The sequence below is a fragment of the Oscillospiraceae bacterium genome, from assembly GCA_025758045.1.
GTDB lineage: Bacteria > Bacillota > Clostridia > Oscillospirales > Ruminococcaceae > Gemmiger.
The window spans coordinates 1,836,800-1,860,746 of sequence record CP107208.1 but is presented as its reverse complement, the minus strand read 5'-3'; the positions used below and the strand labels follow the sequence as shown (position 1 = coordinate 1,860,746).

At 60.7% G+C, this 23,947-nt stretch carries 16 protein-coding genes, 1 tRNA gene and 2 pseudogenes; 4 read left to right on the top strand and 15 right to left on the bottom strand.

Annotated elements, in window-relative coordinates; genetic code table 11:
• Positions 1-213 precede the first annotated feature (213 nt).
• Positions 214-789 (top strand): hypothetical protein, encoded by a 576-nt coding sequence (locus OGM81_08715; protein ID UYJ42423.1) that lies wholly within the window; start codon positions 214-216, stop codon positions 787-789.
• Positions 790-809: 20 nt separating this feature from the next.
• A pseudogene (locus OGM81_08710) lies at positions 810-941 on the top strand (winged helix-turn-helix transcriptional regulator).
• A gap of 292 nt (positions 942-1,233) precedes the next feature.
• On the opposite strand, the gene OGM81_08705 reads toward OGM81_08710, so the two are convergent.
• From OGM81_08705 to OGM81_08680, 6 genes are all read right to left on the bottom strand, one after another.
• Positions 1,234-2,010, bottom strand: a complete 777-nt coding sequence (locus OGM81_08705) for a tRNA threonylcarbamoyladenosine dehydratase (GenBank protein ID UYJ42422.1) — start codon at positions 2,008-2,010, stop codon at positions 1,234-1,236.
• A gap of 142 nt (positions 2,011-2,152) precedes the next feature.
• Entirely contained in the window at positions 2,153-3,250 is a 1,098-nt protein-coding gene (locus OGM81_08700) for a linear amide C-N hydrolase (GenBank protein UYJ42421.1), read from the bottom strand.
• Between the two features lie 248 nt (positions 3,251-3,498).
• A complete protein-coding gene (locus tag OGM81_08695) occupies positions 3,499-4,497 on the bottom strand; it encodes a GGGtGRT protein (protein UYJ42420.1) in 999 nt (332 codons plus the stop codon).
• A gap of 20 nt (positions 4,498-4,517) precedes the next feature.
• A complete protein-coding gene (locus OGM81_08690) occupies positions 4,518-5,219 on the bottom strand; it encodes a hypothetical protein (protein ID UYJ44992.1) in 702 nt (233 codons plus the stop codon).
• Between the two features lie 430 nt (positions 5,220-5,649).
• Positions 5,650-7,329: an O-antigen ligase family protein gene (locus OGM81_08685; protein UYJ42419.1), complete on the bottom strand. Its 1,680-nt coding sequence runs from the start codon at positions 7,327-7,329 to the stop codon at positions 5,650-5,652.
• Between the two features lie 330 nt (positions 7,330-7,659).
• Positions 7,660-8,823 carry an MFS transporter gene (locus OGM81_08680; GenBank protein ID UYJ42418.1) on the bottom strand — a complete coding sequence of 388 codons (1,164 nt, stop codon included), beginning with the start codon at positions 8,821-8,823 and terminating at the stop codon, positions 7,660-7,662.
• 125 nt (positions 8,824-8,948) lie between these two features.
• On the opposite strand from OGM81_08680, the gene hisS reads away from it, so the two are divergent.
• Positions 8,949-10,196, top strand: coding sequence for a histidine--tRNA ligase (gene hisS, locus OGM81_08675; GenBank protein ID UYJ42417.1), 1,248 nt, complete (start codon positions 8,949-8,951; stop codon positions 10,194-10,196).
• Between the two features lie 147 nt (positions 10,197-10,343).
• Entirely contained in the window at positions 10,344-11,294 is a 951-nt protein-coding gene (locus OGM81_08670) for a DUF4349 domain-containing protein (GenBank protein ID UYJ42416.1), read from the top strand.
• Between the two features lie 135 nt (positions 11,295-11,429).
• On the opposite strand, the gene aspS is transcribed toward OGM81_08670, so the two are convergent.
• The 9 genes and pseudogenes from aspS to carA form a co-directional block, all read right to left on the bottom strand.
• Positions 11,430-13,211: an aspartate--tRNA ligase gene (aspS, locus tag OGM81_08665; GenBank protein ID UYJ42415.1), complete on the bottom strand. Its 1,782-nt coding sequence runs from the start codon at positions 13,209-13,211 to the stop codon at positions 11,430-11,432.
• Positions 13,212-13,376: 165 nt separating this feature from the next.
• Positions 13,377-13,452, bottom strand: a tRNA-Lys gene (locus OGM81_08660).
• Positions 13,453-13,598: 146 nt separating this feature from the next.
• Positions 13,599-13,874, bottom strand: coding sequence for an HU family DNA-binding protein (locus OGM81_08655; protein UYJ42414.1), 276 nt, complete (start codon positions 13,872-13,874; stop codon positions 13,599-13,601).
• A 231-nt stretch (positions 13,875-14,105) separates the two neighbouring features.
• Positions 14,106-15,068: a carbohydrate kinase gene (locus OGM81_08650; GenBank protein ID UYJ42413.1), complete on the bottom strand. Its 963-nt coding sequence runs from the start codon at positions 15,066-15,068 to the stop codon at positions 14,106-14,108.
• Positions 15,069-15,081: 13 nt separating this feature from the next.
• Positions 15,082-16,470, bottom strand: coding sequence for a glycoside hydrolase family 32 protein (locus OGM81_08645; GenBank protein UYJ42412.1), 1,389 nt, complete (start codon positions 16,468-16,470; stop codon positions 15,082-15,084).
• A gap of 234 nt (positions 16,471-16,704) precedes the next feature.
• Positions 16,705-18,069: pseudogene (locus tag OGM81_08640) on the bottom strand (PTS transporter subunit EIIC).
• A 190-nt stretch (positions 18,070-18,259) separates the two neighbouring features.
• Positions 18,260-19,276 (bottom strand): LacI family DNA-binding transcriptional regulator, encoded by a 1,017-nt coding sequence (locus OGM81_08635; protein UYJ42411.1) that lies wholly within the window; start codon positions 19,274-19,276, stop codon positions 18,260-18,262.
• A 299-nt stretch (positions 19,277-19,575) separates the two neighbouring features.
• On the bottom strand, positions 19,576-22,815 hold the full coding sequence (carB, locus tag OGM81_08630; GenBank protein ID UYJ42410.1) for a carbamoyl-phosphate synthase large subunit: 3,240 nt from the start codon (positions 22,813-22,815) through the stop codon (positions 19,576-19,578).
• The gene (carA, locus tag OGM81_08625; GenBank protein UYJ42409.1) at positions 22,808-23,938 is read right to left on the bottom strand and encodes a glutamine-hydrolyzing carbamoyl-phosphate synthase small subunit; all 1,131 of its coding nucleotides are present in this window, start codon (positions 23,936-23,938) and stop codon (positions 22,808-22,810) included. Before carA ends, carB begins: the two co-directional genes overlap by 8 nt.
• Positions 23,939-23,947: the final 9 nt, after the last annotated feature.

The window sequence follows — 23,947 nt, the reverse complement described above, 5'->3', positions numbered from 1 at the left end:
ATAATCCTTACCGAAAATGCGTTTGGAATTTGACATTTATATCGAAATGTGGTATCTTTTTGCTAAAGAATGGTGGAAAATAAATCCCCCAAAACTCCTAAAAAGTCCGCGGGGTTCCGCTGGTTTGGGCCGACTCAAAATCCGTTGGTGGTGACACCGTATGGGTGCAGGAGCTGCCGGAAGCCGTACACTTATAACCACAAACGAGGGACTATGGATACCAACACATTCAACACCACCGCCTTACAGGATGAGCTGACCGGGGCGCTGGTGGGGCTGGCGCGGGCGGCGGATACCGCCCCTGCGGTAAGCGATGCGACCTGGCAGGTGATGATCGAAGCCCTGGCGGCGAACAGCCCGGCTGCCGCCTGCAACGAGGCCGAGGTCCTCTCGCTCATCGACCGGGTGCATGCGGAAAAGTTCAAGGTTGTGCCCGATTGCGCCACCTGCGCCTCTCCCTGCGGGCGGACGGCCGATTACAACATGGCCAACATCTGGAACGCACCGGAGGACATCCGCAGCTTAAAGGTGCTCATCCTCCTGGGCGTCCACGGGCTGGCGGGCTATGCGCACCGCGCCCTGGCGCTGGGCGTGCCGGACGACGAGGTGAACCGCTTTTTTGCCGAGGCACTGGCTACCATCGGTGAGGAACTTAGCCCGGAGTACCTGCAGCCCACCCTGCTGAAAACCGGCGAGATGGTCTGCAAGTGCAAGGTGCTGCTGGACAAGGCCAGCGCTGAAACCAGCAGCACCCCCTCCCCCGCCGCGCCAGCACAACCTACGCAGTAACTGTCCACAGAATCAACAAGCTGCGCCCCGTCTATGCCGAGGTGCCGCCCCGGGTGGAGTATACCCTGCCCGACCTGGGCTACAGCTTAAAGCCCGTATTGGACACTATATGGGCCTGGGGCGAGGGGCACCAGGCGAAGATGCGGGGATAAATAGGGCAATACCGCATAATTCTAAGTGCCGATACGGCGAGCGAGGTGCGGCAGATGCTAAGCCAAAAGCGCAGATAATACTTTGTGTATTATTGAGCATTTTGGCAACGCAGATGCCGTGCCGCACACCGAGCCGCAGCGAGGCGCTTCGGAGCGCAACCGCCGCTTGCGGCGGCTCTTGGCGCGGAGATCCGCCGGAGCGGTGCTTAAGCCGTCAGGCGGGAATTGTGCGGTATTGCCATAGGACAAAAACCGGGAGCACCCGTTGAAAGGCGCTCCCGGTTTGTTTTGTTTAATTCTGTACCATTTCGGGCTGCTTGCCGGCCAGGTCGTTGATGACCTCGCCTGCGATGATAAGCCCGGCCACGGCGGGGACGTAGGCGGTGCTGCCCGGCACCTGGCGGCGCTGGGTGCACTTGCGGGCGGTGCCCGGCGGGCAGATGCAGTGCTGGCTGCAGCTGATGGCCATATCGTCCACGGGGGTAATGGCCTTCTCCTTGGAGTAGACCACTTTCAGGTGCTTGATGCCCCGCTTGCGCAGCTCGGTACGCATGACGCGGGCCAGCGGGCAGACGGACGTCTCGTAAATATCAGCCACTTCCAGCGCGGCGGGGTTGATCTTATTGCCCGCACCCATACAGCTGATAATGGGCGTACCGGCGGCATCGGCCTGCATGATCATGGCCAGCTTGCCGGTGACGGTATCGATGGCGTCGACCACGTAGTCGTACTGGGTAAAGTCGAACTGATCCTTGGTATCCGGCGTGTAGAAGGTCTGGTAGATGTTGACCACGGCATCGGGGTTGATCTCCAAAATGCGGTCGCGGGCGACCTCGACCTTGTACTTACCCACGGTCTTGCGGGTGGCTAAAATCTGGCGGTTGATGTTGGTCAGGCAGACCTTATCATCATCGATGAGATCCAGCGTGCCGATGCCGCTACGGGCCAGCGCCTCGACGGTATAGCCGCCCACGCCGCCGATGCCGAAGACCGCCACACGGGACTTGTACAGCTTTTCCATGGCCTCGTGGCCAAACAACAATTCGGTTCTAGAAAATTGATTGAGCATTCCGTTCCCCTCACGCCAAAGGCATTAAGCTACTGATTTACTATGTTTTACAGCATTTGATTATAGAACAGATGCTCGGTTTTGTCAACAGGACGAGGAAATCGGGGCAGGATCGCGCCCCCTTGAGGGGAACCTTTATTGTTTAAAACCCTGTCATATCTCCCAAATCAATCTCCGTCTTGTTCCCCCAATCTCTGCGCAGGGCGATGGTTGCCGTACAATTTGTATTATCATACAAAATCGACCATTGCGTATTACTGGTCACATCCTTGGGGTTCGGCTTCTGGCTGGCAGCTTGGAGTGCCTGCCAGGCAATGTCGGGGGTGATGGCTCCGGCGTTCGAGTCCAGCACTTCCTCAATGGCGTCGTACCGCTCGCGGCCATGGCCGTAGATGCCGTTTTTCTGGTTGGGCAGGACGTTCTCCTTGTACTTCACAAAGAAGTTCGTCACCTGCTGGCTGGGGGTCACGACCATCGGGCGGGCCGGGTCGTCACAATCGTACTCGATCACGCAGCCGTCACCGGCGGCATCGGTGATGTAAAAGTGGTAGTCGCGGCCGCTGGTGGCAAACATATCGTACTGCTGCAGCAGCTCCACGGCCTCGGCGGTGGTGGCGGCGCGGTCCAGCACCAGGCGGATGGCCATAGTGGTAGCCAGCACCGGCTTGCCGGTATCCTGTTTGGTTGGTTCGCTGTCCAGCGTCAGCACGGCAATGGAAACGCCCTTCTCATTGATGCCGTCCAGGCAGGCAAAGGGTGCCAGCAGGCTGGCAATTTTGGCCTTGGTGCTGGCATCGGCCTGGTTGGCACCCAGGTTATCCAGCGCGGCAAAGGCGATGGATTTGTAGCCGCCCTTGGGCGCGGTACACACCAGCATGGCCGAGGTATCCCGCTTGAAGTCGTAGTTGCGGCCCATCAGGTGGTCGCCGCCGGTCTCCTGGATGTGGAAGGCGCTGCAGCCGAAAGTAGGCGCTTTGATGGAGACGGGCAGCAGCGGCAGCGCCTGCTTGACGGCTGCATCAATAAAGCTTTGGTTATCCGCCGTGGTGTTGGCGATCATCTTGTCCAGGTCGTAGTCATAGCGGACCTGCATGCGATAGAGGTTGTAATCATCGTAGTCGGTCAGTTTTTCGATAGAATTTGCGGTCTGGATACGGCTGGTGTACAGCGCGCCGAAGCCCACAGCGGCCACGGCCACAACAGCCAGCACCCCCATAGCAATGCGGGCGGCAAGTTTCATAGCGGATTCCTCCTTTTACTGATTTGGCCCCCTATGCGAGGGGCCCCCGCGAAGCGGGTGGGAGAGAGACTTTGGCATGGTCTCCCCCTCCGTCACAGAGGGAAGCTTTTCTTTATGCAAATTGTATCACATAACTTTGCATCCGCACAAGACCAGCTATGTAACTTTGGCGCGATACACAAAAATGGGCATAAAAAATGGGAGAAACCCACAAACGGGGTTTCTCCCATACACGATTGCAAAAGAGATCAAGCGTTGGCCTGAGAAGCAGCAACAGCGCAGGCGACAGTCATACCGACCATCGGGTTGTTGCCGGCGCCGATCAGACCCATCATCTCGACGTGAGCCGGGACGGAGGAAGAACCAGCGAACTGAGCATCGCCGTGCATACGGCCCATGGAGTCGGTCAGGCCGTAGGAAGCGGGGCCTGCTGCCACGTTGTCCGGGTGCAGGGTACGGCCCGTGCCGCCGCCGGAAGCAACGGAGAAGTACTTCTTGCCATTCTCGATAGCCCACTTCTTGTAGGTACCGGCAACCAGGTGCTGGAAACGGGTGGGGTTGGTGGAGTTACCGGTGATGGAAACCTCAACACCCTCAGCCTTCATGATAGCAACGCCTTCCAGAACGTCGTTGGCGCCGTAGCACTTAACAGCAGCGCGCTCGCCGTCAGAGTAAGGGATGGTCTCGACGACCTTCAGCTCGCCGGTGGCGAAGTCGTAGTCGGTCTTGACATAGGTGAAGCCATTGATACGGCTGATGATCTGAGCAGCGTCCTTGCCCAGGCCGTTCAGGATAACACGCAGGGGCTCCTTACGAACCTTGTTGGCGGTACGGGCGATGCCGATAGCACCCTCAGCAGCAGCGAAGGACTCATGGCCAGCCAGGAAAGCGAAGCAATGGGTGTCCTCGTGCAGCAGCATGGCGCCCAGGTTACCATGGCCCAGGCCGACCTTACGCTGCTCTGCAACAGAGCCGGGGATGGTGAAAGCTTCCAGGCCTTCGCCGATGGCAGCAGCGCAGTCAGCAGCGCTCTTCAGGCCGCGCTTGACAGCGATGGCGGTGCCCAGGGTGTAAGCCCAGACAGCGTTATCGAAGCAGATGGGCTGGATGCCGCGGATGATCTTGTCGCAGTCGATGCCCTTGGCCAGCAGCATCTCGTTGCAGGCGTCGAGGCTCTCCAGGCCGTTGGCCTTCAAGCAGGCCTCGATCTTGGGCATACGGCGATTCTGGGATTCAAAAGTTGCCATAATCTATGTTCCTCCCTCTCTTATTCTTCACGCGGGTCGATGTACTTGACAGCGCCCTGCTCGGCAGAGAAGCGGCCGTAGGTACCGATGTTCTTCTCGTAGGCTTCCTTCGGGTCCTTGCCGTGGCGGATGTCTTCCATCATCTTGCCCAGGCGGACGAACTGGTAGCCGATGACCTGGTTGTCCTTATCCAGAGCGGTCTTGAGGATGTAGCCCTCGGTCAGCTCCAGGTAACGGACGCCCTTGGCCTTGGTGGAGAAGATGGTGCCGGTCATAGAGCGCAGGCCCTTGCCCAGGTCATCCAGGCCAGCGCCGACGGGCAGGCCGTTCTCAGAGAAAGCGGTCTGGCTGCGGCCGTAGACGATCTGCAGGAACAGCTCACGCATAGCAACGTTGATAGCATCGCAGACCAGGTCGGTGTTCAGGGCCTCGAGGATGGTCTTGCCGGGCAGGATCTCGCCAGCCATAGCGGCGGAGTGGGTCATGCCGGAGCAGCCGATGGTCTCGACCAGGGCTTCCTCGATGATGCCGTTCTTGATGTTCAGGCTCAGCTTGCAGGTGCCCTGCTGGGGTGCGCACCAACCTACACCGTGGGTGTAGCCGCTGATGTCCTCAATTTTATAGGCCTTGACCCACTGACCCTCTTCGGGGATGGGGGCGGGACCGTGCTTGGGCCCTTTTGTGATCGGGCACATGTTATTGACCTGTGCGGAGTATTCGATCATAATTTTCTCTCCTTTGCATTTGTTAGGCTTTTCACAGCTATCTTTATTATAAAGGGTGCGGGGTCGATTTTCAAGATGTTAGTCTACCCTAACCTTTTGTTTTTTGGAGAATTCCGTAGAAAAACAAAACCCGCCTCCGAACGAGGCGGTGAAAGCTGGTTTTGCAAGGGATATTTTACATTTAACATAGGGGGGGGATCCCCCATGGCAAATGGTAAATGTGAAATCTACAGCAATACCGCATAATTCTAAGTGCCGATACGGCGAGCGAGGTGCGGCAGCTGCTAAGCCAAAAGCGCAGATAATACTTTGTGTATTATCGAGCATTTTGGCAACGCAGATGCCGCGCCGCAGCCGCCGGAGCGGTGCTTAAGCCGTCAGGCGGGAATTGTGCGGTGTTGCCCTACATCTTCTGCTGCATTTGCCTTTAGTACAGGAACCCAAACACCATGCGGGAGGCCGCGCCGCAGACCGCCATCATCACCACGGCGGCTGCGGCAGGCCCGATCCAGGTGCGGATGAGGCCGGGGGCCGGGGCCTTATTTCCATTCGGCACAGGCTGTCTGGCCTTTTTACCCTTGGGCTGAATGGGTGCGTCCTCGCCTTCCGGCGGCAGGCAGAACACCTGCAAAAGCCCGAACAGCAGCATGATCTCGGGGAAGATCATCGACACACGGATAGACACCGCCGCGTGGGCCAGGTAGCTGACCAGCGCCAGCGTGACCGGCGCGACCCCGGGGCGCAGCCAGTTTTGCGCGGCCTTGCGCAGGTGCGCCGCCACAAACCACACCCAGGCTGCCAGGCCCAGCACACCACTGGTCAGCAGCAGCTCCAGGTACTCGTTGTGGGCAGCGTAAAACGTTTTCATCCGGGCGGTGATGTCCGCCCCTGCCCACTGGGCCACGGCGGTGTGCATCATGCCGGGGCCAACGCCCAGCAGCTTACGCCAGAAAGGCTGCGCCGTCCAGGCCGACCAGCTGATGCGCCAGGCCGTGCCGCGATAGGTGCCCCAATCATCGTTGAATACCAGTAGGTCATCGAGCTTTCCCAGCGACGGGAAGCCCGGCATAAAGTTAGCCAGCACCACCAGCACCACGCCTAATGTGACTGCAATGACCGTCAGCACGCGGCCTGCTTTCCACAGCGGGATCTCGCGGCTGCGCAAGGCAAAGAACAACACAGCCCACACCACCGCGCAGACTGCAAAACCCAGCTGGGCATAGTGGCCGAAGGCCGCCAGAATGGGCTTGCCGCCCTGGGTGTAGACGTGGGTACGCATGTACTGCATCCAGCCTGCGTCGGCAAAGAAAAACATGCCGATGACCATCAGCCGCCGCAGGGTGCGGGTGGTGAAAATCTTCTGGCAGAGCAGCACCAGCACCGCTGCGCCGATGCCCAGCGCCAGGCCGTCGGCATCCACCACCGCCAGCGCCAGCCCGCCGAAAAATGCCGGTACACCGTAAAGCACCGTGTGCCGCGCCCCGCGGGCCACCAAAAACGCATAGAACACCAGCGGCAGTGCAAAGGCCATGAAGCCGGAGCAGAAGTTTTTCTGGCCGAGGGTGGAGAAGAACTGGGCACGCTCCACCACGGCGGTATCGGCATAAGTACCAATAAGGTCGATATTAAAAATGTTAAGCACATACAGCACCGTGACCAGCGCGGTGGTAATGCCCACGCAGAACGTAAGGCCGTTGAGCAGTTTTTGCGGGGCAAAGGCCCGCACGGCCAGGTAACCCACGGCGGTGAACAGCACCATCATGCAGCCGCCGTAGTAGCCGCCCAGCCCCCACAGGGACATGGCGGGCGACAGCGAGGTAACGGTAGAGACCACGCCCGTGGCCACCACAGCCCCCAGCGCCCAAAGGCCATGGTCGGTGCGCCAGGGCAGGCGACCCGCACGGGGGCGCGCCCCGATGGCGGCCAGCGCCCCCAGCCACAGGCAGAACGCCCAGGACAGAGTGGCTACGCCGGTGAATTTGACAACGCCGAGGTTGGAAAATTTATCGATATAAAGCGGATATACGCAAAGCACCGCCAGCAGAAAGGCGACAGCGGACCGTTCCGCCATCCGCCGCAGCTGCTGGGCCTGCATGGTTTGCTGCATGAGGGGTTCCTCCTGTTATGTGGTGGGATGCTTAGAGGCCCCCTCTGTGAGGGTGACTCCCCACAGCGTGGGGAGATGTCGCGTAGCGACAGAGGGGTCCGGCCGCGTAAGCGGTCCCGCAGAGCGGGTGGGGAGAGAGCACAGATTGTATCCGAAGCTTCGGACCAGGCAAGGCTCTCTCCCTCCGTCAGCTTCGCTGACAGCGCTCCCCCCTCTGGCACTTCGTGCCACCTCCCCCGTATCGGGGGAGTCTGTCTCACAGAGGGAGCCTTTTGCAAGTTTCTTTCTATTCCTAGCAAGCCTATATTGTACCCTGTACGACGCAAAATTTCAACTGATTTGGCAAGGTTTTACAAGTCTGACACAAACCAGCCCTGCCACGGCACACGCCCCGGCCAGCCAGTGCCGGGCAGCCAGCGGCAGAGCCTGGCTGCCGATATAACTGACGAGGCTACCGCCGCTCATCCCTAAGGCGATAAACCCGTAGTTCACCCCCGCGTGGGGCAGGCCGAAGAGGTCGGTATTGAACGCAGGCTGCACCGCCGCCCCGCCGGAGTAGAAAAACGTCAGCACCGCATAGGCCGCCAGCACCCACCACTCGGCGGCAAAAGCAAACCACACCGACCCCGCCGCCAGGCCCAGATACACCGCATACAGCACCGGCTTGCGGCCCAGCTTGTCGCTGCAGGCGGGCAGCAGCAGGCGCCCCGCCGCACTGGCGGCGGAACCTAACACGATGCTGCAGGGCGCAGCAGCTTCGGGCAGACCGCGCTCGGTGGCAATTTTGAAGATCTCCGGGCTGAACAACAGCACCGCCGGGGCGGACAGCGCCACCGCCGCCACGCACAGCTTATATTGGGTCGTACGCACCATCCGGGGCCAATCCAACCCGGGCTGGGGGTTGCCGGACGTTGCCGGGGCGGGCGGGTCTTGCAAAATCAGCGCTCCCGCGCCGCAGATTACCAGCATCACGGCTCCCAGGGCCGCAAAGCAAACGCGGATGCCCCAGGCACCGCCCACACCTTTCACAAACAGCGTAAAAAACGCGCCGGACAAGCCCATCGCCACCCCGGCCACGCCGGTGGCCCAGCCTTTTTTGTCCTTGTACCACTTTTGCGCGCAGGCCAGCACCGCCGGGGCCAAAAACGCACTGCCCAGCCCCGCGGGCAGGCTGTACACCAGCAAAAACAGCACCGCGTTGGCAACCGGTACCAGCGAAGCCGCAAAGAATCCCCCCGCCAGCAGCGCCGTACCCCAAAGCCCGGCAAAGCGCGGGCCGTGGGCGTCCTGCAATAAGCCGCCTATCGCGCAGCCCACACCGTAGGCCGCCACCAGCACCGCAAAGGCCAGCATCGCCTGCCCACGGCTGAACCCATACCCCTGCATGACCGGCTGCTGGAACACGCCCCACGCCGCCGGGATGCCGGTAAGCAGCTGTGCCGCCGCCCCCGCCGCCAAAATGTACGGCCCGCGGTTTTGCGCCCGTTTTGCCATGGTGCATCCCTCCCCTACCGCATTAGTATGGGCTATTCAGATTGACAAAATGCGCCGGGCAGGCTATCATTATAAGATAGTATAAAAATAGGGCGTATGCCCCCGCGAACATAAAGGAGTACAACATGAAAACCCAGCCGTTAAAAGGTATGCGCGACCTGCTGCCCCGTGAGCAGGCCCTGCGCGATTATATCCAGGGCCAGATCCTGGCCACCTACCGCGCCGCAGGCTTCCAGCGCATCTCCACCCCCATTCTGGAGGACATGGAGAACCTGGACAAGAGCGACGGCGGCGACAACCTGAACCTGATTTTCAAGGTCCTCAAGCGTGGCGACAAGCTGGAAGCTGCCCTGCGCAGCGGCGATGAAAAGCAGCTGAGCGATATGGGCCTGCGCTACGACCTGACCCTGCCCCTCTCCCGCTACTACGCCGCCAACCGCAGCGAGCTGCCCAGCCCGTTCAAAGTCATCCAGACCGACCGCGTCTACCGCGCCGAGCGCCCCCAGAAGGGCCGTCTGCGGGAGTTCGTCCAGTGTGACATTGACATTTTGGGCGATTCTTCCCCCAACGCCGAGGTCGAGCTGATCGACGTGACCGCCCGCGCCCTGCTGAAGATCGGCTTCACCGGCTTTACCGTCAACATCAACGACCGCCGTATCCTGCGCGCCATGCTGCAGAAGATGGGCTTTGCCGAGGAGCAGCTGGATTCCGTCTGCATCAGCTTTGACAAGATGGACAAGATCGGCTCCGAGGGCGTGAAGAACGAGCTGACCGAGAAGGGCTTTGCCGCCGAGGCCGTCACTGCGCTGGACGACTTCCTGCGCGCGGGCGATTTCAGTCTGGACACCGTCGCCGCCAAGGTGGACGATGAGGCCCTGACCGCCGACCTGCGCTATGTGATTGCCACCAGCGAAAAGATTGCCAACGGCCGGTACGGCATCGCCTACGCCCCCAGCCTGGTGCGCGGCCAGGGCTACTACACCGGCATGGTGTTCGAGGTCACCTGCCCGCAGTTCAGTGGCGCGGTGGCCGGCGGCGGCCGGTACGACAACATGGTGGGCAAGTTCATCGGCCAGCAGGTGCCCGCCGTGGGCTTCTCCATCGGTTTTGAGCGTGTCTGCGGCATTTTGCTGGAGCAGGGCTACCAGATCCCCGGTGCCAAGCCGCACCTGGCGCTGCTCTACCTGAAAGACGCCGACTTTGCCGCCGTGCTGGCCAAGGCCGAGACCCTGCGTGCCGACTATGATGTGACCGTGCTGCCCCAGGCCAAGAAGCTAGGCAAGCAGTTCGGCACGCTGGAAGCCTCCGGCTACAACGCCGTTGCCTTTGCCGACAACGATGACATCAAAGTTCTTGGGCAGAAAGCCGAATAATCACCTGTAAATTTGTGGGAAGTACCAAAAATCATGGCACTTCCCACTTTTTGTAAATGCGCACGTAACATTTCAGCCCCGCTGTCGTGTTTAGGGGTGAGAGGACGCAACACGGCTGAATCCGTGAAAAAGAAAGGAGCATCCACCATGAAAAAACATTTCCGCGTATCCACTGCCCTGCTGGCGGCTGTATTGCTGGCAGGCTGCGGCAGCATCAGCAGTAAGGACGGCGGCTATTACGCCACCGAATCCCCCAGCGCAGAGGGCGCCTACGATACCGCCGCCGGGGCAGCCAACAGCAGCATCGTGCCCGAGGAGCTGCCCGATTCCACCGACGAGACCGCGCAGAAAATCATTTACAACGCCGACATCAACATGGAATCCACCGATTTCGACGCCGCGCGGGACACCCTGCTGGCGGCGGTGGACGATTGCGGCGCGTGGATGGAATACTCCAGCCTGAGCGGCGACGCGAAGGACCACGACCGCTACGCCTACTACACGGTGCGGGTGCCGGTGGAAAACTACCGCACGTTTTTGGCCGCCGTGGGCGAGGCGGGCAGTGTGCTGGACCTCAGCGAGACCGCCGAGAACATCACCAGCAGCTACATTGACGTACAGGCCCGGCTGAGTGCGCTGGAGGCCCAGCGCGAGCGGCTGAACGCCCTGGCCGACCAGGCCGAGACCACCGCCGACCTGCTGGAGATCGAGAGCCAGCTTTCCGACGTGCAGTACCAGCTGGAAAACTACACCCGACAGCTGAAAAACATGGACCAGCAGGTCAGTTATTCCACCGTGGACATCCGCTTAAGCGAGGTTGCCACCCTGACCCCCACCGGCACCACCTTTGGTGAGCGCGTGGCCGATGCCTTTGCGGGCGGCTGGCACGGCTTTGTGGCGTTCCTCCAGGGCTTTGTGCTGGCGGTCATCTACCTGTGGCCGGTGCTGCTGGTGGTTGGCATCATCGTGGCTTTAGCCGTCACCCTGACGAAGCGCCGCCGCAAGAATCATCCCAAACCGGTGAAACCGGCAGCGCCTGCAAAGCCCGCAGAGTACACCCCGCAATCGACCAACGACGAACCGAAACCCAAATATTAACGTATAAAGGCTCCACATTACTGTGGGGGCGAACATTGTTCGCCCCTACATGCTCTACTCGATAAAGGCATCTTTTTTATCCATTACATAAAAGCGGCTCCCCACTACGCATGGGGAGCCGCTTCTATTATACTATCAATCCTTCAGCGTCAGGGCGATGTTCAGATCCTTAAGCTGCTGGGCGTCGACCACGTCGGGGGCGCCGCTCATGGGCTCGCCGGCGTTCTGCACCTTCGGGAAGGCGATGACGTCACGGATGGAGTCCTTCTTCAGCATCAGCATGACCATGCGGTCCAGGCCGTAGGCCATACCACCATGCGGAGGCGCGCCGAACTTGTAGGCATCCATCAGGAAACCGAAGCTCTCGCGGGCTTTCTCCTCGGTAAAGCCGAGGGCATGGAACATACGATCCTGCAGGGCGGGGTCGTTGATACGCATCGAGCCGCCGCCCATCTCAACACCGTTCAGCACAATGTCGTAGGCCACAGCGTGGCAGGCACCGGGGTCGCTCTCCACCTTGTCCAGGTCCTCGGCCTTGGGCAGGGTGAACGGATGGTGCATGGCCATCCAACGGCCTTCCTGCTCGCTGTACTCAAACAGCGGGAAGTCCACGACCCACAGGAAGTTGAACTTGTCGGGGTCGATCAGGCCGTGCTTGCGGGCGATGTCCAGGCGGACCTGGCCCAGGGCGGTGCAGGCCTTGACCCAATCGGTGTCGCTGACCAGCAGCAGCACGTCGCCGGTCTCGGCGTTCAGGGCGGCGTACAGGGCGGTCTTCTCGGCATCGGTCAGGAACTTCTCGAAGCTGGAGGAAGTACCATCGGCGGTCAGGCGGCTGTAAGCCAGGCCCTTGGCACCGTAGGTCTTGGCGACCTCGCCCAGCTTGTCAATATTCTTGCGGGACAGCTTGTCGGCAAGGCCCTTGGCGTTGATGGCGCGGATGGTACCACCAGCTTCCAGCACAGCGGCAAAGGGCTTGAACTCGGTGCCCTTGAACACCTCGGTCACGTCCTGGATCTCCAGGCCGAAGCGGGTATCCGGCTTATCGGAGCCGAAGCGGCCCATGGCCTCGTCCCAGGGCATGCGGACGAAGGGGGTCTGCACGTCGATGTTCAGCATCTCTTTCCACAGGCGCTTGATCAGACCCTCGTTGATGGTCATGATGTCGTCCTCGGAGACGAAGCTCATCTCCTCGTCCACCTGGGTGAACTCGGGCTGGCGGTCAGCACGCAGGTCCTCGTCGCGGTAGCAGCGGGCGATCTGGAAGTAGCGGTCGAAGCCGGACAGCATCAGGATCTGCTTGTAAAGCTGCGGGCTCTGGGGCAGAGCGTAGAAGTGGCCGGGCTGCACACGGCTGGGCACCAGATAGTCACGGGCGCCCTCCGGGGTAGACTTGATGAGGGTCGGGGTCTCGATCTCGCAGAAGTGATTCTCGCAGAAATAATTGCGGATGATCTGCATGATCTTGCTGCGCAGCACGATCGGCTCATGCATCGAGGGGCGACGCAGGTCCAGGTAGCGGTAGCGCAGGCGCAGGTCATCGTTGACGTTGATCTCATCGCGCAGCTCAAACGGCGTGGTCTGGGCCTCGCTCAGGATACGCAGTTCGCTGACGTACAGTTCCACATCACCGGTGGCGATCTTGTCGGTCTTGGCGGCGCGCTCACGCAGTTTGCCGCGGCAGATCACCACGTATTCACTTTTCAGGCTTTCGGCTTTGGCGAAAACGTCTTTTGGCGTATCCTCGTCAAAAACCAGCTGCAGGATGCCGGTGGTATCGCGCAGATCGGCAAAGATGATGCCGCCCTTATCGCGGGCACGGGCGATCGAACCGCAGACGGTCATCTCCTGCCCGGCATTGGCCAGGCTGACCTCGCCGCAGTAATTGGTACGGCGCAGGGTCCCCATCGTTTCCATAGTTCCAGTCCCCTTTACATTATCAGGCAGCGCGCCGGGGCGGGCCGCCGTATTCTTTCAGACATATTATTATACCGCGCCCCGCCGCATTTGGCAAGAGGGGCACACCGAGATTTATCTGATAAGACAAAAAACCGCTTGAGGCGTAATGCTTCAAGCGGTTTTTGGTGCGCCCGCAGGAACTCGAATCCTGGACCCTCTGATTAAAAGTCAGATGCTCTACCAACTGAGCTACGGGCACATCTATCTTGCTGTTTCACAGCCCTAATAGTATAGCAGGTGCGGCGGGGCTTGTCAATATCTGGCGGCAATTTTTTTTGCCGTAGCATACAAAAAAGCCCGCAGCGCAGCGGCCACGGGCATTAAAACCTATATTAGGGGGCAGGATTACTGACCAACCTTCTCCTTCAGACGGCCGCTGGCCTTGAAGCCGGGGATGGCGGTGGGCTCCAGCTTGCTGGTGACCTTGGTCTTGGGGTTGGTGAAGTTCTTGGTCTGGCGCTCACGCATCTCGAAACGGCCGAAGCCTGCGATAGTGACTTTGTCACCGCTCTTGAGCACGTCACCGATGGTGCCGAAGATGCCGTCCATGACCTTCTCGACTTCTGCGCTGGTCATATTGGTGTCGTTGGCAACCTTGGTAATCAACTGAGATCTAGTCATAATTCCTTTTACTCCCTATTGTTCAGGCCAGAGCCTGTTACTATTTACGGGCTTTATTATAGAGAAAATTCCGCGCAGAATCAAGGGTTTTTTCCCAAATCGGTCGAATTTTCTCAAAAATCGGCAAATAACATAAAATTTGCTTTGTAAAAGGCCGCAAATTTCGTCACATGGCGGAAATTTGACCTGTTACAGCAGTTTATTACCACCAAACGTGCATATTTTGCGGACTTATACGCCCATCTGGGCCGCCGTGGGGTAGCTGGCAATGGCGCCGTAGCGCTGCACGCTCTCGCCGCAATAACGGTTGGAGAATGCCAGCCACTGCTCCAGCTGGGCCGGGGCGGCGGAGGGCAGGCTGTCCACGGTTACGCCGTCGCGGCAAAGCTGCCACAGGAAAGACCCGATGAAGCCGTCCCCCGCGCCGGTAGTGTCCACGGCCTTGACCGGCTTGACGGCGGCAAACCCCTGGGCCGTGCGGGTGTAGGCGTAGGCCCCGGCGCTGCCGCAGGTGTAGACCACCAGCTGCACATGCCCGGTGAACAGTTTAGGAAGGGCTTTTTCAATATCTGTCGTGCCGGTCAGGAATTCCAGTTCCTCATCGGACACCTTTAAAATATCCGCCTGGGGCAGGAACTCCCACACGGTGCGGTACAGGGCCTCGCGGTCGGGCCAGAGCGGGAAGCGCAGGTTGGGATCGAAGCTGACCAGCGCCCCAGCCTGGCGGGCGGCGGCAATGGCAGCCTTGTGGGCCTCCCGCATCGGGCTTTCCACCAGCGACACACTGCAAAAATGCAGGGCAAAGGCGGTGGTGAAGAGCGCCGGGTCCACCTGCTCCGGGCTGTAGAGAAGGTCCGCCGAGGGCTTGCGGTAGAAGCTGAAGGTACGGTTGCCGTCCGCCTGCAGCGAGACAAAGGCCAGCGCGGTGTTGGCGCGGTCGGTGGTGGCAATGTGGCTCACGTCCACACCCGCCCCGGCCAACTCGGCGGTGATTTTCGCGCCGAAGGGGTCATCCCCCAGCTGGGTCAGCAGGGCGCTGCGGCCGCCCAGCCGTGCAAAGGCCGCTGCCACATTGGCGGGGGCGCCGCCCACCCGGGGCGCAAAGGAGGAGACCGCACCGAAATCGCAGCCGGTCTCGGCCGGGATCATATCGATCAGCGCCTCACCAATCGCATACAAAGTGTCATGAGCCATCGCAAATTTCTCCTTACAGCGTGATTTCGTACAGCGTACCGCAGCAGCCCGTCAGGCACAGGGCTGCTGGGCCGGGGGCCGGGTAATAGCGGGTGGACAGCACCGCTGCGCCGTCATTCAGGAACACTTCCAGCGAGGAGGCGTCCCCCACCACCCGCAGGCGGCGGCAGGGCGCGTTCAGCACTACATGACGGCTGGTGCGGCCATAGGCCATGGCGGCATTGGTAAAGTAGAGGGTACAGCTGCGTTCGGCTTCGCAATAAGCCAACTGCACGCCGTCAGCCACCGTGAGGGTAAAGTCCCCCGCCGGGGCAGCCAGCAGGTCAAAACAGGGTGCGGCGGAAACGGTCTCACCGTCGGGCAGGTCGTGGGCGGCGCCGCGCAGGACGGCCAGCTCGGCCACGGGGTTCTGCAGCAGGCGGTCGCCGTCGCGGGTCAGCTGGCGGGGCACCGTCAGGCAGTGCTGCCAGCCAAAGTCGACGGGGTTGGTGTAGTCGGCGTCGGGCATGCCCATCCAGCCAATTTGCACACGGCGACCGCCGTCGGCAAAGCTTTGGGGAGCGTAGTAGTCAAAGCCGAAGTCCGCGTGGCGGAACTCGCCCAGCGTGCAGGCACCGCGCCAATCGCCATAAACCGGGAAGTAGCCGCAGCCGTAGACATTCTGGCACTCGATGCCCTGGGGGGACACGGCCAGGAACCACCGGCCGTCCAGCTCGAACAGGTCCGGGCACTCCCACATAAAGCCGAAAGGCTCCGGGGTGGTCAGGGTGTTGATGCAGGTCCAGTGGAGCTTGTCGGCGCTCTCCCAGACAAGGACCTCGCCCCTGTCCTCCACCGTGCGGGCACCCAGCACCATATAGTAGCGGCCGTCGCAGGCAAACACCTTGGGGTCGCGCACATGGCAGGTCAGGCCGGTTGGATAATCCTTATTATAAAGCAGGCACTGCTTGCTGTCCAGGTGGATGCCGTCCCGGCTGGTGGCCAGGCAGACGTTATGCCCGCGGCCCTGCTTGATGTAGTCATAGTCACCGGGGTGCTTGACGTTGCCGGTGTAGTACAGGTACATCGTGCCGTCCTCGACGATGGCGGAACCGGAGTAGACACCGTGGCAGTCGAAGGGTTCATCCGGGTAAAGCATGACGGGCTGGCGCTCCCAGTGCATGAGGTCGCGGCTGGTAACGTGCCCCCAGTGCTTAACGCCGCCGGTCGCATCGAAGGGGCCGTACTGGTAGAAGACGTGGTAAGTATCGCCGATCCTGCACAGGCCGTTGGGATCATTGAGCCAGCCCACGGTGGGCTGCACATGGAAGCGCTGGCGGTGGGGGTCGCTCTCGACCCTTTCCGCGCCGAGAGATTCCACCAGCGGAACAAGTTTTTTCAGGTCACGCTGTAAGGCGTTCATGGGGGTGCTCCTTTTCTATATAAAAGGCTCCCTCTGTGAGACAGACTCCCCCGATACGGGGGAGGTGGCACGAAGTGCCAGAGGGGGAGCGCTGTCAGCGAAGCTGACTGAGGGAGAGGCAATATCCTTAGCTGCTGCTAATCGCAGGTTCTCTCCCCCACCGCCTGCCGGCGGAACCCCCTCCCTGAGGGTGGCCTTTCGCTGTTTTTATGCGTTTTCTTCTTCCGGCTTCCAGATCACCCAGGTCACAGCGAATGCGACACCGAAAGCAATGAGCATGGCGATGATGTACTGCAGCGGCATATGCAGGTGCAGCAGGATACCGAAGATGCCGGTCACGCCGGTGCCGGTGGCACCCAGGCCCACGATGCTGGCGTACAGCGCGCCGCAGGCACCGCCCGCCAGGCCGCCGATAAAGGGCTTGAAGTAGCGCAGGTTGACGCCGAAGATGGCGGGCTCGGTGATGCCCATGCAGGCAGACAGTGCGGAGGGCAGGGCCATGGACTTGACCTTGGCGTTCTTGCTCTTGAGGGCGACGGCCAGAGCGGCACCGCCCTGGGCCACGTTGGCAGCGCTGGCCAGGGGCAGCCAATAGGTGTAGCCGAACTTAGCCAGCTGGCCGACATCGATCAGGGTGTACATGTGGTGGATACCGGCCACAACGGTGATGGCATACAGACCGCCCATAACAAAGGAACCAATGCCGTAGGGCAGCTGGATCAGAGCCTGCACGCCGTTGATGATGCCGTCCTCCACAGTGGTGAAGATGGGTCCGATGACAGCCAGGGTCAGGTAGCCGGTGACAAAGACCGAGACCAGCGGGGTGACGAACAGATCAAACATGGCGGGCACGACCTTGTGCAGCCGCTTTTCGATCTGGGACATGAGCCAGACAGCGATGATGACCGGGATAACATGGCCCTGATAGCCCACCAGCGGGATGGAATACAGCCCGCCGAACACCGGCTGGTAGGTCTGCACGCCCTCGGACGCAACGGTCCAGGCGTTTTGCAGGTTGGGGTGGATCATGATCATGCCGATGACCGCACCCAGGAACGGGTTGCCGCCGAAGACTTTCGCGGCGGAGAAGGCAATGAGGATGGGCAGGAAAGTGTACGCCGTGTTGGAGAACAGCTGGGCGAACACGTAGAGGGAGCCGGAAGTATCGATGTTGACGAAGCCGTTGTTGACCATGAAGTTCAGCGCTTCCATGATGCCCATCAGGAAGCCGGAGGCCACGATGGCGGGGATGATGGGCACGAAGATGTCGCCCAGTGTCTTGATGGCCTGCTGGTACCAAGGGGCTTTGGCAGCGGCTGCCTGCTTGACTTCCTCTTTGGTAGCAGCGCCGATGCCGGCCAGAGCGGTGAACTCATCGTAGACTTTGTTTACCGTGCCGGTGCCGAAGATGATCTGCAGCTGACCCTGGGCCTCAAAGACGCCCTTGGCCCCCTCGGCGTTCTCGAGGGCCTTTTTGTCCACCTTGTCGTTGTCCGCAATGACCAGGCGCAGGCGGGTTGCGCAGTGGGCTGCCGATACGATGTTGGAGGCGCCGCCGATGGCATCCAGTACCTGTTGTGCCGCGTGTTTGTAATCCATGAAAATCGCTCCTTCTATAAGATGTGAGGCAGAGGACTGTGAAATCAATTTCATCTGACGAGTATATTATAGTTGATGGGGCGGTAGATTTCTATTCGCCGAGTGACACAATTTAGCTCGGATGTGTTATCGATTTCACACAGTTTCACATGGGTATTTGGTACTTTGCACAAAAACGGGGTACATCTTTTTACAGCGCCCAAATATTTTCATCGGCGTTTTCGTCACCGGTGGAAGCGCGGCATTTCAGCTCCCAGCCCAGTTCCAGCTCCCGCGGGCGGGCGTGGGGATCGGCCAGCTGGTCCAGCAGCAGGCGGGCGGCCTTGTCCCCTGCCGTGCGGTAATGCAGGTGGGCACTGGTCAGCGGCACATAGGCCACCCGGCCCGCACGGCTGTCGCCGACGGAGGCCACCATCACATCCTCGGGCACACGCAGGCCCTGGCTGCGGCAGTACTGGATGGCACCGATGGCGATGGTATCCGTGGCGCAGAACAGCGCGTTGATCTCCCCCGCCCGCTCGAACAGCTGGCGGGCCTGCTCGTAGCCGGACTCCATGTTGAACTTGGCCACACTGATGCGCTGGGCGCGGGGCATTAAGCCGGCATCCCGCAGGGCGGCTTCGTACCCGGCGCGGCGGGCCTGGCCTACGGCCTTATCCAACATGGTAGCGCCCAAAAAGCCCGGCAGGCGGCGGCCTTTTTCCAACATGCGGGCGGTGGCGGCGCGGGCCGCACCGAAATCATCGTGATACACGCAGCTGTAGCCGGGGTGCTGCTGCCCCAGGATGACCACAGGAATTTTTAAGCTTTCCAGCACAGCTTCGTGCTCCGGCGTAAAGATGGACGCAATCAAAATAATGCCGTCCACCGCGTCGTGGCGCAGCATGTCCATGGCCCGCACCTCGCGGGTGTTGTCGTTGGCGGTGTTCACCAGCAGCAGCTGGTAGCCCTGCTCGTCCAGCACACGGCTGATGCCCTCGACCATGCGGGCACAGCTTTCACTGCTGAGTTTGGGCAGGATGACACCGATCTGTTTGGTGCGGCGGGTGCGCATCATCTGGGCCTGCATGCTGGGGCGGTAGCCGGTCTCCTCCACCGCTTTGGCGATGGCGGCTTTTTTCTCGGCGCTGAGGTAGCCGCCGTTGAAAAACCGGCTGACCGCCGCCTTGGACACACCTGCGTAGGCAGCAAATTCGGTGATATTCATGGGTAAGCCCCCTTTGTGGTATTGATTTCAGTATAGCGCAGGCAAGGATCTTTGTAAAGCCTGCCGCTCTTTCCGGCTCCCTCTGCGAGACAGACTCCCCCGATACGGGGGGAGGTGGCACGAAGTGCCAGAGGGGGAGCGCGATCACCGAAGGTGACTGAGGGAGAGACAAACAAATTAACACCTACTAAATCGAAGGATCTCTCCCCCCACCCGCTTCGCGGAAGTCCCCTCCCAGAGGGGGTCATTCCTGCAACACAAAAAACCGCACCCCTGCGGATGCGGTTTGCGGATCTATTTTATTCCCCTTTGGCGGCTTCACGGTGGAGGTGGGCGATGTCCACCAGTTCCATCTGGCTGATGTCATGGTCGCCGCGCAGGGCGTCCACCAGCACGCGGGCGGTATCCATGGCGGTGATGCAGGGGATGGACAGCTCGGTGGCCTTGCGGCGGAACTTGACCGAATCACGGTGCGGGTCGCGGCCATGGGGGCTGGTGGAGATGATGTAATCCACCAGGCCGCTTTCCAGCAGGTCGATCATATTCGGGCGGGCGCCGCTCATCTGGCGCACCACACTGCAGGGGATCATCTGGCTGTTCAGATAGCGGGCCGTCTCGGCGGTGCCGTAAATCTTGTAGCCGTAGTCATGCAGCTTCCAGGCCAGTTCGGCGGCTTCGGGCTTGTCGCTGTCCTTGACGGACACGATGCAGCAGGAGCCGGGACCGGGCACCTTGAACTGATAACCGGCAGCCACCAGGCCCTTCATCATGGCCTCGTGGAAGGTGGGGGCAATGCCCAGCACCTCGCCGGTGGACTTCATCTCGGGGCCCAGCATGGTGTCCACGCCGTGCAGCTTCAGGAAGCTGTAGACGGGCACCTTGACAGCGTAGTAGGGGCTGTTGCCGTTACGCCACAGGCCGGTGCCGTAGCCCATATCCTTCAGCTTTTCGCCCAGAGTGCAGCGCACGGCCAGATCGACCATCGGCACACCGGTGACTTTGGAGATGTAGGGCACGGTACGGGAGGAACGGGGGTTGACCTCGATAACATAGACATGGTCGTTCTGCACAGCGTACTGCACGTTGACCAGGCCGACGACTTTCAGCTCGCGGGCAAAGCGGCCGGTGTAATCCACCAGCGTATCAATGACCTTCTGGCTGAAGGTGTAGGGCGGGTAGACGCAGATGGAGTCGCCGGAGTGTACACCGGTGCGCTCGACCTGTTGCATGATACCGGGCACGAGGTAATCGGTGCCGTCGCAGATAGCGTCGACCTCGCACTCGGTGCCCAGGATGTACTTATCCATCAGCACCGGGTGGCTCATGTCCACATGCTTGGTGATAACGCCCATGTACTCGGTGACGTCGGCAGAGTTGTAGGCCACGATCATGTTCTGGCCGCCCAGCACGTAGGAGGGGCGCATCAGTACGGGGTAGCCGACTTCCTGCGCGGCCTGCAGGGCTTCTTCCAGCGTAAAGACGGTGCGGCCCTCGGGGCGGGGGATGCCGCAGCGCTCCAGCAGTTCATCAAAGCGTTCGCGGTCCTCGGCCTCGTCGATGGCGTCCGCCGGGGTGCCCAGGATAGGCAGGCCGATCTCGTCCATATGCTTGGCAAGCTTGATGGCGGTCTGGCCGCCGAACTGCACCAGGCAGCCGTCCGGCTTCTCGGTCTCAATGATCTGGTCGACGCTCTCGGGGTTCAGCGGGTCAAAGTAGAGGCGGTCGCCGGTGTCAAAATCGGTGGAAACGGTCTCGGGGTTGTTGTTGACCAGTACTGCCTCACAGCCGTGGTTTTTCAGCGTCCAGACGGCGTGGACCGAGCAGTAGTCAAACTCAATGCCCTGGCCGATACGGATGGGGCCGGAGCCAAAGACCAGCACCTTCTTCTTTTTTGGGTCGCTGCGCTCAGCAATAAACTGCTTGGCTTCGTTGTCCTCGTCGAAGGTGGAGTAGAAATAGGGCGTCTTGGCGGCAAATTCCGCAGCGCAGGTATCGACCATCTTGAACGCTGCAGCGGGGTGTTCGGGCAGGGTGTCCACACCGGCCAGGCGCTTGATGGTCTTATCCAGGAAACCGAACTTCTTGGCGCTCAGGTACTTTTCAGTCGTCAGTTCGCCGTTTTTCAGGCCCATCTCGATGTCAGCCAAATGCTGCATCTTATCCAGGAACCACCAGTCGATCTTGGTGATGTCGTAGATAGTCTCGTGGGGCACGCCGCGCTTGAGGGCCTCGTAGACGCAGAAAGCGCGCTCGGAATCCTGCACGTGCAGATGCTCGATAACTTCCTCGGTGGAGAGCTTCTCGAAGTCGGGCAGGGTCAGGGTGTCCAGGCCCAGCTCGGTGGAGGAGACTGCCTTCATCATGGCGTGCTCGAAGTTGTTGCCGATGGCCATGACCTCGCCGGTCGCCATCATCTGGGTGCCCAGGGACTTATCAGCATAGACGAACTTATCAAAGGGCCACTTCGGGTATTTGACGACGACATAGTCCAGCGCGGGCTCAAAGCAGGCGCAGGTCTCGCCGGTAACATCGTTGGTGATCTCGTCCAGGGTGTATCCCAGGGCGATCTTGGTAGCCACCTTGGCAATGGGATAGCCGGTGGCCTTGGATGCCAGCGCCGAGGAACGGGACACACGGGGGTTGACCTCGATGACGGCGTACTCAAAGCTGTCGGGCTTTAAGGCAAACTGGCAGTTGCAGCCGCCCTCGATACCCAGCTCGGTAATAATATCCAGCGCAGCGGTACGCAGCATCTGGTACTCTTTATCGGAGAGGGTCTGGCTGGGGGCCACGACGATGGAGTCGCCGGTGTGGATGCCGACGGGGTCCAGGTTCTCCATGTTGCAGACGGTGATGACGTTGCCCTTGGAGTCACGCATGACCTCGTACTCGATCTCCTTCCAGCCGGAGATGCACTTTTCCACCAGAATCTGGTGAATGGGGGAAAGACGCAGGCCGTTAGTGGCGATCTCATGCAGTTTTTCCCGGTCCTCGCAGATGCCGCCGCCGGTGCCGCCCATGGTAAAGGCGGGGCGCACGATGACGGGGTAGCCGATGACCTCGGCAAAGTCCAGCGCGTCGTCCAGGTCCTCTACGACCTTGGAGGGGATGATGGGCTGGTGCAGCTTTTCCATCGTATCCTTGAACAGCTGGCGATCCTCGGCGCGGTCGATGGTATCGGGCTTGCAGGCCAGCAGACGCACGCCGCTGCGGTCCAAAAAGCCGTTGCGGGCCAGTTCCATGCTGAGGTTCAGGCCCATCTGGCCGCCCAGGTTGGGCAGGATGGCATCAGGCTTTTCCTTTTCGATGATGCGCTCCACGACCTCGGCGGTCAGCGGCTCGATATAGACATGATCGGCAATGTCGGGGTCGGTCATGATGGTAGCGGGGTTCGAGTTGACCAGCACGGTCTCGACACCCTCGGATTTCAGGGCACGGCAGGCCTGGGTGCCGGAATAGTCAAACTCCGCCGCCTGGCCGATGATGATGGGGCCGGAACCGATGACCAGCACCTTTTTGATACGCGGGTCCTTAGGCATCGGCGATCACTCCTTTCGCTGCCAGCATACGGCTGACAAATTCATCAAACAGAAATTCGGTATCCTTGGGGCCGCCGTTGGCTTCGGGGTGGAACTGGACGGTGAAGCAGTTCCACTGGAAGTAGTCCACGCCCTCGCAGGTGCCGTCGTTGGCATTCACATAGCTGACCTGTCCCACATCGGCGGGCAGGGTCTCGCTTTCCACGGCGTAACCGTGGTTCTGGCTGGTGATGAAGGTGCGGGCTTTGCCGGCATGGGTAACAGGCTGGTTCGCGCCGCGGTGGCCGTACTTCAGCTTGCAGGTGTGGGCACCGGCAGCCAGGGCGGTGAGCTGGTGGCCCAGGCAGATGCCGAAGGTGGGGATGCCGGTGGAGAGCATTTTGCGGATGTTGGCGATGATCTCCACATTCTCGGCCGGGTCGCCGGGGCCGTTGGAGAGCATCAGGCCGTCCGGGTGCAGCTCGGCCAGCTGGGCGGCGGTGGTGGTGCCAGGCAGCACGGTCACGCGGCAGCCGCGCTTTTGCAGGCAGCGCACGATGTTATTTTTGCAGCCCAGGTCCAGCAGGGCCACATGCAGCGGGGTATCACCCCACTCCCCTGCCTCGGTGGGTTCGTAGGTCTTGGCCTCCCGGCAAGTAACGGTCTTAACCGCGTCGACCACCGCGTAGGCGGCGATCTGAGGCAGCAGGGCGGCTTTCTTCTCCGGCTCGGCATCGGGGTCGAACTCGGTGGTGATAGCACCGTTCATAACGCCGCTTTCCCGCAGGGTGCGGGTCAAGCTGCGGGTATCGATGCCCTCAATGCCAATGATGCCGTTTTCTTTTAAGAAAGTATCCAGCGTTTTCTCGCTGCGGAAGTTGGAGGGAGTCTTGCATGCTTCGCGCACGATGTAACCCTTGGCCCAAATCTTGCTGCTCTCGACATCCTGGCTGTTCATGCCGTAGTTGCCGATGAGGGGGTAGGTCTGGGTGATGATCTGGCCGTAGTAGCTGGGGTCGGTAAGGGTCTCCTCAAAGCCGACCATACCGGTGGCGAAGACTACCTCGCCGATGGTGGTGCCGGGGCAGCCCACGCTGACGCCGCGGAACACCCGGCCGTTTGCCAATATCAGATATGCCTGCATAATTAGCCT